Origin of the sequence: Paraburkholderia sp. ZP32-5 (genome assembly GCF_021390495.1) — a bacterium.
Lineage (GTDB): Bacteria > Pseudomonadota > Gammaproteobacteria > Burkholderiales > Burkholderiaceae > Paraburkholderia.
In genome coordinates, this window is the sequence record NZ_JAJEJP010000001.1 from 3,041,852 (window position 1) to 3,054,371 (window position 12,520).

Annotated in this window: 12 protein-coding genes; 3 read left to right on the forward strand and 9 right to left on the reverse strand. The window is 63.6% G+C overall.

Annotation, left to right across the window (positions count from 1 at the left end; genetic code table 11):
- The first annotated feature begins 136 nt into the window (after positions 1–136).
- Entirely contained in the window at positions 137–604 is a 468-nt protein-coding gene (locus L0U82_RS12995; protein WP_233831521.1) for an NINE protein, read from the forward strand.
- 33 nt (positions 605–637) lie between these two features.
- On the opposite strand, the gene L0U82_RS13000 is transcribed toward L0U82_RS12995, so the two are convergent.
- Both L0U82_RS13000 and L0U82_RS13005 read right to left on the reverse strand, forming a co-directional pair.
- Complete coding sequence (locus L0U82_RS13000; RefSeq protein ID WP_233831522.1) at positions 638–1,792, reverse strand: PA0069 family radical SAM protein; 1,155 nt, start codon at positions 1,790–1,792, stop codon at positions 638–640.
- Positions 1,793–1,887: 95 nt separating this feature from the next.
- Positions 1,888–2,376, reverse strand: a complete 489-nt coding sequence (locus L0U82_RS13005; protein WP_233831523.1) for an Lrp/AsnC ligand binding domain-containing protein — start codon at positions 2,374–2,376, stop codon at positions 1,888–1,890.
- A gap of 192 nt (positions 2,377–2,568) precedes the next feature.
- Between L0U82_RS13005 and L0U82_RS13010 the strand changes: the two genes are divergently transcribed.
- A complete protein-coding gene (locus L0U82_RS13010; RefSeq protein ID WP_233831524.1) occupies positions 2,569–3,855 on the forward strand; it encodes a D-amino acid dehydrogenase in 1,287 nt (428 codons plus the stop codon).
- Between the two features lie 125 nt (positions 3,856–3,980).
- On the opposite strand, the gene L0U82_RS13015 is transcribed toward L0U82_RS13010, so the two are convergent.
- From L0U82_RS13015 to L0U82_RS13040, 6 genes are all read right to left on the reverse strand, one after another.
- Positions 3,981–5,771: an acyl-CoA dehydrogenase gene (locus L0U82_RS13015; protein ID WP_233831526.1), complete on the reverse strand. Its 1,791-nt coding sequence runs from the start codon at positions 5,769–5,771 to the stop codon at positions 3,981–3,983.
- A gap of 115 nt (positions 5,772–5,886) precedes the next feature.
- Positions 5,887–6,822 carry an electron transfer flavoprotein subunit alpha/FixB family protein gene (locus L0U82_RS13020; RefSeq protein WP_233831528.1) on the reverse strand — a complete coding sequence of 312 codons (936 nt, stop codon included), beginning with the start codon at positions 6,820–6,822 and terminating at the stop codon, positions 5,887–5,889.
- Positions 6,823–6,843: 21 nt separating this feature from the next.
- Positions 6,844–7,593: an electron transfer flavoprotein subunit beta/FixA family protein gene (locus L0U82_RS13025; protein ID WP_233831530.1), complete on the reverse strand. Its 750-nt coding sequence runs from the start codon at positions 7,591–7,593 to the stop codon at positions 6,844–6,846.
- Positions 7,594–7,835: 242 nt separating this feature from the next.
- Entirely contained in the window at positions 7,836–8,633 is a 798-nt protein-coding gene (locus L0U82_RS13030; RefSeq protein ID WP_233831531.1) for a MetQ/NlpA family ABC transporter substrate-binding protein, read from the reverse strand.
- A 49-nt stretch (positions 8,634–8,682) separates the two neighbouring features.
- A complete protein-coding gene (locus L0U82_RS13035) occupies positions 8,683–9,336 on the reverse strand; it encodes a methionine ABC transporter permease (protein ID WP_233831532.1) in 654 nt (217 codons plus the stop codon).
- Entirely contained in the window at positions 9,326–10,360 is a 1,035-nt protein-coding gene (locus L0U82_RS13040; protein WP_233831533.1) for a methionine ABC transporter ATP-binding protein, read from the reverse strand. Before L0U82_RS13040 ends, L0U82_RS13035 begins: the two co-directional genes overlap by 11 nt.
- 237 nt (positions 10,361–10,597) lie before the next feature.
- On the opposite strand from L0U82_RS13040, the gene L0U82_RS13045 reads away from it, so the two are divergent.
- Positions 10,598–11,506, forward strand: coding sequence for an alpha/beta hydrolase (locus tag L0U82_RS13045; protein WP_233831534.1), 909 nt, complete (start codon positions 10,598–10,600; stop codon positions 11,504–11,506).
- 189 nt (positions 11,507–11,695) lie between these two features.
- Here the strand turns inward: L0U82_RS13045 and L0U82_RS13050 are convergent, their stop codons facing one another.
- A complete protein-coding gene (locus L0U82_RS13050; protein WP_233831535.1) occupies positions 11,696–12,505 on the reverse strand; it encodes an enoyl-CoA hydratase in 810 nt (269 codons plus the stop codon).
- Between the last annotated feature and the right edge of the window lie 15 nt (positions 12,506–12,520).

Sequence of the window (12,520 nt, forward strand, 5' to 3'; positions counted from 1 at the left end):
CCAGCCCGCGCGCTTCACCTCCCACACTAACCCGCTGCTATATGCCCACGCACGACCGGCGAGCGTAGAATGCGCGTCGGCCCGCGCTACCCCGCGCGCCCATTTTTTGACCGCCTGTCACTCTGCCCACGCGTTTATGTCCATCGCTGCCTCGACCTCCCCGCGCTTCAGATCCAAGACGATTACCGCCGCGCTGGCGTTTCTCCTCGGCAGTCTCGGCGCCCATCGCTTCTATCTGTACGGCACGCGGGATATTTACGGCTGGGCGCATCTGATCGGCACGCTAACAGGCATTCCTGGCGTGATGCTGCTGGTAGCCACCGAACGCGCATCGGTACTCGGCTGGGTGCTCGCTTTCATCGGCGCTGTGTCGCTATTCGCCGCGTTCCTCGCCGCGCTCGTCTACGGACTGCGTCCGGACGAAAAATGGGACGCGCAATTCAACGCGCACACGCAACGCAAAAGCCGCTCCGGCTGGGCCGTCATCTTCGTCGTGATCTTTTCGCTGCTATTCGGCGCCTTCCTGCTGATGACCGGCCTCGCGATCGCTTTTCAGACCTACTTCGAAACGCAGGTTGAAGCGGCGAAAGCGATCTCGCAGTAGCAAGCCTGCGAGACGCCATCAGTGTGACGCACGCTAAAAAAGCCGCAGTTGCGGATTGTCACGCGACGGCGCCGAAGTCTGCTCCGCATCACGCGATGGCTCGATCCGCCGAAAGTGCGACATATCGAGAATTCCGCGGTCGCGCTCATTCAAGCCCAAACGACGCACGGCCTTGTGAAAGCGCTGCTTGAGCAGATCCGCCCACAGGCCCTCGCCCTTCATGCGGGTCGAGAACGACGAATCGTAGTCCTTGCCGCCGCGCATATCGCGCACACGGCTCATCACACGATCAGCCCGATCGGGGAAATGCGCGGTGAGCCAATCTTTGAACAGCGGCGCGACTTCCCACGGCAGCCGCAACACGATGTAGCTCGCGTTGCTCGCGCCTGCCTCCGCGCATGCTTCGAGCACCCGCTCCAGATCGGGTTCGGTGACGAACGGGATTACCGGCGCAATGCTGACGCCGACCGGAATGCCCGCCTCGCTGAGCGTGCGGATCGCACGCAGGCGGCGCGACGGCGTAGCCGCGCGCGGTTCGAGCGTGCGTGCGATGTCGGCATCGAGCGTGGTGATCGTGATGGCCGCCATGAACTGCCCGCGCGCGGCCATTGGCGCCAGCAGGTCGATATCGCGCTCGATCAGCGACGATTTGGTGATGGCCGCGAACGGCTGGTTGCGTTCGCTGAGCACCTCGATCACTCGGCGCGTGAGGCGCAGATCGCGTTCGGCCGGCTGCCATGCATCGGTGGCGACGCCCAGCGCAATGGGTTCGGGCACGTATGACTTCTTCGACAGTTCCCGCTCCAGCAACTCCGGCGCGTTGATCTTCGCGTAGATGCGGCTTTCGAAGTCGAGCCCCGGCGATAGCCCCAGGTAGCTGTGCGTGGGCCGCGCGAAGCAATAGATGCAACCATGCTCGCAGCCGCGATACGGATTGAGCGACACGCTGAACGGGATATCCGGCGATGCGTTGCGCGTGAGGATCGTTTTCGCGCGCTCCTCGAACACCTGCGTGCGCAAGGCCTTCGGTTCGCCGTCTTCCTCATCGGCTTGCCAGCCGTCGTCGACGGCTTCGCGCTGGTCGACTTCGTAGCGGCCTTGCAGATTCGTGACCGCGCCGCGCCCCTTGCGCGGCGCGGGTGGCGCAATCGTAAATTCCGGAACAGCGGGGGTGTCGGGATCATCCACGGCGAGGGCAAAAAGACGCAAAATACCTGTATAAATATACAGTGTTTACGCCGTTTGTCGAGCCCTGCGTCTACGCCGAGACAATGGACTCCCTGTTAATCCCCCACCGGGATCGTCAAGGTCTCCTTGATCTCTTCCATCACCACATAGCTCTTCGACTGCACCGCCCCCGGCAGTTGCAGCAGGATGTCGCCGAGCAGCTTGCGGTAGTCCGCCATTTCGCCGATGCGCGCCTTGATCAGATAGTCGAAATCGCCCGACACCAGATGGCATTCGAGCACCTCCGGAATCTTCTGCACCTCGCGCCGGAACTGGTCGAACATGTTGCCGCTCTTGTGGTCGAGCGTGATCTCGACGAACACCAGCAGCGCCGCGCCCAGCTCGGCCGGGTTCACGCGTGCGTAATAGCCGGTGATCACGCCATCGCGCTCCATCCGCTTGACTCGCTCGATGCAAGGCGTCACCGACAGCCCGACCTGCTCCGCGAGGTCTTTCATCGCCATCCGGCCGTCCTGCTGCAGTAGCCGCAGAATCTTGTGATCCAGTTTGTCGAGGGCCCGCACGGGCTGGCGCTGAGTACGCATAGTGATTTTGCTGAAAATTATGAAAATACAATAACAAAACCTACATGACTGTTAATAGTATAGCGGTTAACACTGGGTAATCCGCATATCGCAACAGGTCGCAGCTCGTTGAACCCTGGTTGAACCGAGCACGACCCGATCCCGCCGCGAACGGCTTACCCCAACAACCTTTTCCGAATCTCTGGAGCAGCTATGCGAGTCGTCGTTCTGGGCAGTGGCGTCGTTGGCGTAACGAGTGCGTATTACCTCGCGCGCGCCGGTCACGAAGTGACCGTCATCGATCGCGAGGCCGGCCCGGCGCTCGAAACCAGCTTCGCCAACGCGGGCCAGATTTCGCCGGGCTACGCGTCGCCGTGGGCGGCGCCGGGCGTGCCGCTGAAGGCCGTCAAATGGATGTTCCAGAAGCATGCGCCGCTCGCGATCCGTCTCGACGGTACGACCTTCCAGCTGCAATGGATGTGGCAGATGCTGCAGAACTGCACGGCGTCGCGCTACGCGGTGAACAAGGGCCGCATGGTGCGGCTCGCCGAGTACAGCCGCGATTGCCTGCAAGCGTTGCGCGCGGAAACCGGCATCCAGTATGAAGGCCGCACGGGCGGCACGCTGCAGGTGTTCCGCACGCAGCAACAGTTCGACGGCGCCGCGAAAGACATCGCCGTGCTGCAGGACGCGAACGTGCCGTACGAACTGCTGTCCGCGGCCGAGCTCGCGAAAGCCGAACCGGCGCTCGCCGCCGTATCGCACAAGCTGACCGGCGGCCTGCGCCTGCCTGGCGACGAAACCGGCGACTGCCAGATGTTCACGACGCGGCTCGCCGCGCTCGCCGAAGAACTCGGCGTCAAGTTCCGCTACAACACGTCGATCGACGCGCTCGCGATGGCGGGCGACCGCATCGCCGGCGTGCAGTGCGGCAGTGAACTGGTGCGCGCGGATTCGTTCGTCGTCGCGCTCGGTTCATACTCGACGCGCTTCCTCGACGGCATCGTGAAGATTCCGGTCTACCCGCTGAAGGGCTATTCGATCACCGCGCCGATCGTCGACGCTGCGGCCGCACCGGTATCGACCGTGCTCGACGAGACTTACAAGATCGCGATCACGCGCTTCGACGACCGGATCCGCGTTGGCGGGATGGCCGAGATCGTCGGTTTCGACAAATCATTGCGTCGCGCGCGCCGCGAAACGCTGGAACTGTGTGTGAACGACCTGTTCCCTGGCGGCGGCGACACGTCGAAGGCGACGTTCTGGACCGGCCTGCGTCCGATGACGCCGGACGGCACGCCGATCGTCGGCCGCACGCGGGTGCCGAATCTGTTCCTGAACACCGGCCACGGCACGCTCGGCTGGACGATGTCGTGCGGCTCGGGCCAACTGCTCGCCGATGTGATGTCGGGCAAGCAGCCCGCCATTCGCGCGGACGATCTGTCGGTGCATCGCTATCTCGGGGAGACGGCCGCCGAGCATCGGCCGGCTTATGCCTGAATGAGGCCGCTAGCGGGCAAATCTCGCACATGCGGTAACAGAGCCATGTAAAAAACAAACGGCGCCTCGCGAGGCGCCGTTTTCATTTCTGGTTCAAAGACATTCGTCGCAAGCGACGCACCGTGTCAGAACTGATCTTCCGACAGCGCCAGCACACCCTCGCCTCCCTTCGCGCTGACGATCGCCACTTCGAGCGCCGCTGCTTGCGGCAGCACGTGCTCCGCGTAGAACCGCGCGGTCGCGATCTTCGCACCGTAAAACGTAGGGTCTTCGTCGCGCTTCGCCGCGGCGGCGAGCAACGCGCGCGCCATCTGCCAGCCGCCGAGCACGATGCCCGCGAGCTTCAGATACGGCACGCTGCCGGCGAACACCGCGTTCGGATCGTCCTTCGCATTCGCGACGACGAAATCGACCACGGCGGCGAGCGCACGATGTCCGTCCGCGAGCTGCGTCTTCATCGACGCGTACGCCGCGCCCTGCTCCGCACCGAGCGCGTCAACCGTTGAGGCGATATCGGCGAGCAGTTCCTTCGCGACCTTGCCGCCGTCGCGCAGCGTCTTGCGGCCGATCAGGTCGTTGGCCTGAATTGCGGTCGTGCCTTCATAGATCGGCAGGATGCGTGCGTCGCGGTAGTACTGCGCGGCACCGGTTTCCTCGATGAATCCCATGCCGCCATGCACCTGCACGCCGAGGCTCGCGACGTCGACCGACAGCTCGGTGCTCCAGCCTTTCACGATCGGCACCAGGTATTCGTAAATCGCCTGATGCGCGGCGCGCACTGCGTCATCCGGATGACGATGCGCGAGGTCGCAATGAGAAGCCGCGACATAGGCGAGCGCGCGCGATGCTTCGGTCAGGCAGCGCATCGTCGACAGCATGCGGCGCACGTCCGGGTGCTGGATGATCGCGACCGGCTGCTTCGCGGAGCCATCGACGGGACGGCTCTGCACGCGCTCCTTCGCGTACGCGACCGCCTTCTGGTATGCACGGTCCGACACGGCGACGCCCTGCATGCCCACCGCGAAACGCGCGGCGTTCATCATGATGAACATGTATTCGAGACCGCGATTTTCTTCGCCGATCAACTGGCCGATCGCGCCGCCGTGATCGCCGAACTGCAGCACCGCGGACGGGCTCGCCTTGATGCCGAGCTTGTGCTCGATCGACACGCAATGAACGTCGTTACGCTCGCCCACCGAACCTTCTTCGTTGACGAGAAACTTCGGCACGAGAAAGAGCGAAATGCCCTTCACGCCGTCGGGCGCATTGGGCGTGCGCGCGAGCACCAGATGCACGATATTTTTCGCCATATCGTGCTCGCCCCACGTGATGAAAATCTTCGTGCCGAACAGTTTGAACGAACCATCGGGCTGCGGCTCGGCGCGCGTGCGCACGAGCGCGAGATCGGAACCGGCCTGCGGCTCGGTCAGGTTCATCGTGCCGGTCCATTCGCCTGAAATCAGCTTCGGCACGAAAGTCTGTTTTTGCGCCTCACTGCCGGCGGTCAGCAGCGCCTCGATCGCTCCATCGGTCAACAACGGGCACAGCGCAAACGACAGGTTCGACGCGTTCAGCATTTCGACGCACGGCGTCGCGATCAGCTTCGGCAGACCCTGCCCTTCATAGTCGAGCGGATGCTGCACGCCTTGCCAGCCGCCGTCGGCGAACTGACGAAACGCGTCGCGAAAACCCGGCGTCGCGGTGACGACGCCATCCTTCCAGCTGCTCGGATTGCGATCACCTTCGACGTTCAGCGGTGCGAGCACTTCGCCGCACAACTTGGCCGACTCTTCGAGCACGGCCTGCGCTGTATCGAGATTCGCGTCTTCGAAGCCGGGCAGCGTCGCAATCTGTTCGAGTCCGGCCAGTTCTTTCATCACGAACAGCATGTCCTTGATGGGCGCCGTGTAGCTCATGTTGGGTCTCCTCCGTTGAAATGAAAAAAGGGCGCTGGACTTGGTCGGTCCTGCGCCCTTCGCTTGCTGTCAGCGGCCGGCTCCAGATTGCCCGGGTTTGCCGGCGCCGCCGCGCTTAGCCGAGTTCGTTCACGAGTTCCGGCACGACGGCAAACAGATCACCGACCAGACCGTAATCAGCGACGCTGAAAATCGGCGCTTCCGGATCCTTGTTGATCGCGACGATCACCTTCGAGTCCTTCATCCCGGCCAGATGCTGGATCGCACCCGAGATGCCGACCGCCACATACAGCTGCGGCGCGACGATCTTGCCGGTCTGACCGACCTGGTAGTCATTCGGCACGAAGCCCGCATCGACTGCGGCGCGCGATGCGCCAAGCGCCGCGCCGAGCTTGTCGGCCAGCGGCTCGAGCACCTTCGTGTAGTTCTCGCCGTTGCCCAGACCCCGGCCGCCCGACACGATGATCTTCGCGCTCGTCAGTTCCGGGCGATCGAGCTTCGTCACTTCACGGCTCACGAACTGCGAGATGCCCGTATCGGCGGCGGCTTCGATCTTCTCGACCGCCGCGCTGCCACCTTCGGCCGCGACGGCATCGAAGCCGGTCGAGCGCACGGTGATCACCTTGATCGGATCCTGCGATTGAACGGTCGCGATCGCATTGCCCGCGTATATCGGACGCTCGAACGTATCGGCGGAATCCACTGCGGTGATGTCGCTGATCTGCGCGACGTCGAGCTTCGCCGCGATACGCGGCGCGATGTTCTTGCCGTAGGCGGTAGCCGGCGCGAGGATGTGCGAGTAGTTCTTCGCGATGTTCAGCACCGTCGCTTCGACGTTTTCCGCGAGGCCTGCGGCCAGTTGCGGCGCGTCGGCCAGCAGCACCTTGCTGACGCCGGCGATCTTCGCTGCCGCGTCGGCCGCGGCTTGCGCGTTGTGTCCCGCGACCAGCACGTGAATATCACCGCCGACCTTCTGCGCCGCTGCGATCGTGTTCAGCGTCGCGGCCTTGATCGACTGATTGTCGTGTTCTGCAATTACCAGATTCGTCATTTGCTCTGTCTCCCGTTCTGCTTAAAGCACCTTCGCTTCGGTCTTCAGCTTCTCGACCAGCGTCTTCACGTCCGGCACCTTCACACCGGCGGAGCGCTTGGGCGGCTCGGCGACTTTCAGCGTCTTCAGACGCGGCGTGACATCGACGCCGAGGTCTTCGGGCTTGAGCGTTTCCAGCGGCTTTTTCTTGGCCTTCATGATGTTCGGCAACGTCACGTAGCGCGGCTCATTGAGGCGCAGATCGGTCGTGACCACGGCCGGCAATGTCAGCGACAGCGTTTCCGCGCCGCCGTCCACTTCACGCGCGACCGTTGCCTTGCCATCGGCCACAGTCACCTTCGATGCGAACGTCGCCTGCGGCAGATTCGCGAGCGCGGCGAGCATCTGGCCGGTCTGATTCGAGTCGTCGTCGATTGCCTGCTTGCCGAGGATCACCAGTTGCGGCTGCTCCTTGTCGACCAGCGCCTTCAGCAACTTGGCGACCGCCAGCGGCTGCAGTTCTTCGCCCGATTCGATCAGGATCGCGCGATCGGCGCCGATTGCCAGCGCGGTGCGCAGCGTTTCCTGCGCCTGCGTGACACCGGCCGACACCGCGATCACTTCCGTCGCGACGCCCGCTTCCTTCAGACGCACGGCCTCTTCAACCGCGATTTCGTCGAACGGATTCATCGACATCTTCACGTTCGCAATGTCGACACCCGTGCCGTCCGATTTCACGCGGACTTTCACGTTGTAGTCGACCACTCTTTTGACTGGCACCAGAATTTTCATGCACACGCTCCAAAGTTACGAATACGTCAACCCGACGAACATTATAGCGACTGCCCTCCCGGCAGCCTGTCGCGGGTGCTTGGGTACAAGGATATCGCTCCCTTGCGGCGTGACGGCAATATCGAACGATCGTTCTATTTTAGTCTCCAAAAAACCCGGGAGACAACCCCGGGTTTCAACTGAGACCCTCGTCCGCTTTGCCGCCATGTTGTTTTTGCGAGATCCACGGTGCGCCGCCGGGATTACCAGGCGGTGATCACCGAGCCGCCGAACTTGCTGTCGACGAACTGCTTCACTTCCGGCGAATGGTAGGCCGCGACCAGCTTCGCAACCCACGGCTTGTTCCGGTCGGCTTCTCGGATCGCGATGATGTTCACGTACGGCCCCTTCGGGTCTTCGATCGCGATCGCATCCTGCTTCGGCTTCAGGCCGGCTTCCATCGCGAAATTGGTGTTGATCGCGGCGGCGTCGACGTCACCCAGCGAGCGCGGAATCTGCGCGGCGTCGAGTTCGACAATCTTCAGCTTTTTGGGGTTCTCGACGATGTCGAGCGGCGTCGCCTTCAGTCCCGCGTCGGCGCGCAGCTTCAGTAGCCCCTGCTTCTGCAGCAACAGAAGCGCGCGGCCGCCGTTGGTCGGATCGTTCGGCACCGCGATCTTCGCGCCCGGCTGCAATTCGGCGAGCGACTTCACCTTCTTCGAATAGATACCCATCGGGTACGTGACCGTATCCGCGATACGGATCAGCTTGTAGCCGCGGTCCTTCACCTGCGCTTCGAGATACGGGTCGTGCTGGTAGCTGTTCGCATCCAGATCGCCGCCGGCCAGCGCCGCATTCGGCTGCACGTAATCGGAGAATTCGACGATCTTGATATTCAGGCCGTTCTTCGCGGCGACGGTCTTCACGACGTCCATGATCTGCGCGTGCGGACCGCCGGTCACGCCGACCTTGATCGTGTCTTCCGCGTGCGCCGCGGTGGTGGCGAACAGCGTTGCCGCGCCGAGCGCGGCGGCGAGCTTGAGAATGAAGCGACGTTGCATGGTGGACCTTTCCAAATCGATAAGCGGGCTTTTGTGAGTTAGCCCTTGTTTATTTGTGGCTCAGACGACGCACGAGCCAATCTCCAAACGACTGCACGAGTTGCACGAACACGATCAGGATCAGCACGACCGCCAGCATCACTTCCGGCAGGAAGCGCTGATAGCCGTAGCGGATACCGAGGTCGCCGAGACCGCCGCCGCCGATCGCGCCGGCCATCGCCGAATAGCCGACCAGCGACACGAACGTGATCGTGAGTCCCGCGATCACACCCGGCAGCGATTCCGGCAGCAGCACCTTGAAGACGATCTGGCTGGTAGTCGCGCCCATCGCCTGAGCCGCTTCGATCAGCCCGCGATCGACCTCGCGCAACGCGGTTTCAACGAGGCGCGCGATGAACGGCGCGGCGGCGATCGTCAGCGGCACGATGGCCGCCGCGGTGCCGATCGACGAACCGACGACGAGCCGCGTGAACGGAATCACCGCGACCAGCAGGATGATGAACGGCGTTGAGCGCACCGCATTGACGATCACGCCCATCACGCGATTCACCGCGACGTTCTCGAGCACGCCCTGACGATCGGTCAAATACAGCAGCACGCCGAGTGGCACACCGGCCACCGCGCCGATCAGTCCGGACACGCCCACCATCACGAGCGTTTCCCAGAACGACTGCACGAACATATCGAACATTTCACTCAACATGCGACAGCTCCTCCACCACCACACCCTGTTCGCGCAGGAACGTCAGCGCCTGCGCGACCTTCGTCGGCTCACCGCCCGCCAGCACCGCGAGCGAGCCGAACGCCTGTCCCTGGATCTCGTCGATCTGGCCATGCAGGATATTGAAGTCGAGTTCGTAACGGCGAATCGTTTCCGACAGGATCGGCTGATCGACACCGGAGCCCGTGAACGCAAGGCGCAACAGATGACCACTGCCGGTTTTCAGGCGCTGCGCGACGCGCGCTTTCATCGCCGGCGGCAGGTCCTGCGCGATCACGTCGCCGATCAGCGCGCGCGTCACTTCGTGACGCGGCTGCAGGAACACGTCGATGACCTTGCCTTCTTCGACGACGCGCCCCGCGTCGAGCACCGCGACGCGATCGCAGACCTGCTTGATCACGTCCATCTGGTGCGTAATCAGGACGATCGTCAGGTTCAGTTCGCGGTTGATGCGCTTGAGCAGATCGAGAATCGCGCGGGTGGTTTCGGGATCGAGCGCGGAGGTCGCCTCGTCCGACAGCAGCACCTTCGGCTTGCTTGCGAGTGCGCGCGCGATGCCCACGCGCTGTTTCTGTCCGCCGCTGATCTGCGCCGGATAGCGGTCCTTCTGTGCGGACAGCCCGACCAGATCAAGCAGCGGCAGCACGTGCGCCTCGATTTCATCCCGCTTCATGCCGGCGAGTTCGAGCGGCAGCGCGACGTTCCCGTACACGGTGCGCGAGGACAGCAGATTGAAGTGCTGGAAGATCATGCCGATCTCGCGGCGCGCGTCGCGCAATTGCGCGGCGGGCGGCGTCGTCAGATCACGGCCATTGACGACGATATTGCCTTCGGACGGCCGGGTCAGCAGATTGATCGTGCGCACGAGGGTGCTCTTGCCCGCGCCGCTGCGGCCGATGATGCCGAACACCTCGCCCGCGGGAATCGACAGATTGACGTTGTGCAGTGCCTCGACCCAGCCCCGTGGCCCGGCAAATCGCTGGCAGATATTGCGTATTTCGATCATGAAAAACGAAACGGCGGAGGCTGCCGGCGAGCAAGTGCTCCCGACAGGCGGCCGCCGTTGCTTTTATTGGGATTTAAGGCCGCCATTCTACCGCAGCGTCGACATACTCTTTAATAATCAATTCCGATCTTTTCATAACCTGAAGGCATTAAAGGATCACACGCGGCGCAAAGGCTCGCGTGCGCGTCGCCGCTGCGACTATGATCGGGCCACATCCCTTCGAACCATGCGGCCGCCATGCAGACCTCTTCGAGCCATACCGTGCGCGCGAGCGCCGGCAGTCTCAATAACGACGCGCCTCGGCATACGTCGGTCACGACCGCCGACGGCGTCGAATTGCCGTTGTATCGCTGGCCGTCGAACGGACCGACGCGCGCGACGATCGCGTTGCTGCACGGTCTCGCTGAGCATGCGGGCCGCTACGCGGCGCTGGCCGGGCGGCTCAATCCGACGGGCATCGAACTGGTCGCGATCGATCTGCGCGGCCACGGCCACGCGCCCGGCAAGCGTGCCTATGTGAAGCGCTTCGACGAGTACCTGCTCGATGCGCAGGCGCTGCTCGACACCGCCGCGCAAAGCTGCGCGCCACTTTTTTTGATGGGTCACAGCATGGGCGGCGCGGTGGCCGCGCTGTATGCGATCGAACGCGCCGATACCAGCGGCCGGCGCCTCGCCGGTCTGATCCTGTCGAGCCCCGCGCTCGCGCCGGGCCGCGACGTGCCGAAATGGATGCTGAACCTGAGCCAGCTGATCAGCCGGCTCTACCCGTCGTTCCCGGCGATGAAGATCGACGCCGCGCTGCTGTCGCGGCTGGAGCCGATCGTCAAGGCCAATCGCAACGATCCGCTCGTGCATCACGGCGCGATTCCGGCGCGCACCGGCGCCGAGTTGCTGCTCGCGATGGCACGGATCGAACGCGGTCGCGCGGGGCTGCGAATGCCGCTGCTCGTCTTTCACGGCACCGAGGACAAACTCACCGAGCCGGAAGGCAGCCGGGAGTTCGGCGCGCATGCGGGCTCGCCGGACAAGACGCTGACCCTGCACGAGGGCAGCTATCACGAGACGATGAACGACCTCGATCGCGATCGGGTGATCGATGCGTTGGTCGAGTGGATTGAACAGCGGGCTGTGAGGCGCAGTGGATGAGGTGGGGTGTGGCGCTCAGGCGGTATGCAAGCCGCGCTCGGGTAGTGGTTTGTGACGTGACGGCTCGGGAATTTGTCTGAAGACCCAGGCACACGCTGCGTGCCATTGCCGGCCACTCGCCTGCCAGGTCTTCGACGACGAAAGACTCACCGTGAAGCCGCTAACGCGCCGACACCTACCTGCCGGCACCTAGCGCTTCCAGTCCGGCGCGCGTTTGTCGATGAACGCCTGCACGCCCTCGAGTGCCGAGTCATCCATCATGTTGCAGGCCATCGTCTGACCCGCCAACTGATACGCGGCCTCGATGCCCATTTCGAGCTGACGATAGAAAAGGCCCTTGCCCGCACTCACCGCCTCGGCCGGTTTCGCGCAGATACTCGCGGCGAGCCGCGCGACTTCCTCGTCGAGCGCACCGGCCGGCGCCACGCGGTTCACGAGACCCTGCTGCTGCGCCTGCGCGGCATCGATGAAATCGCCGGTCAGCAGCATTTCGAGCGCCGCCTTGCGCGACAGATTGCGCGACAGCGGCACCGACGGTGTCGCGCAGAAGAGCCCGAGATTCACGCCCGATACCGCGAAGCGCGCGGTATCGGCGGCAACCGCGAGATCGCACATCGCGACGAGCTGGCAACCGGCCGCGGTCGCGATGCCTTGCACGCGCGCGATCACCGGCTGCGGCATGCGCTGGATCGTCATCATCAGCTTCGTGCAGCGTGCAAAGAGCTGCTGGTAATACGCGAGCGACGGCGCTGCGCGCATCTCCTTCAGATCGTGCCCGGCGCAGAACGCCCGCCCCGCGCCGGCGATCACGACCACGCGCGCATCGGTTCGCGCGATGCCGTTCAACGCTTGCTGCAATTCATCGAGCAATGCCTCGGACAGCGCGTTGAACGCATCCGGCCGGTTCATCGTCACGCGCACGACACCCGGCACGTGATACGCATCGTGCTCGATTTCGACCAGCGAGACGTTGCCGGTGCTGGCGGGACTGGCATTCATCGCTTGCTCCTCGTT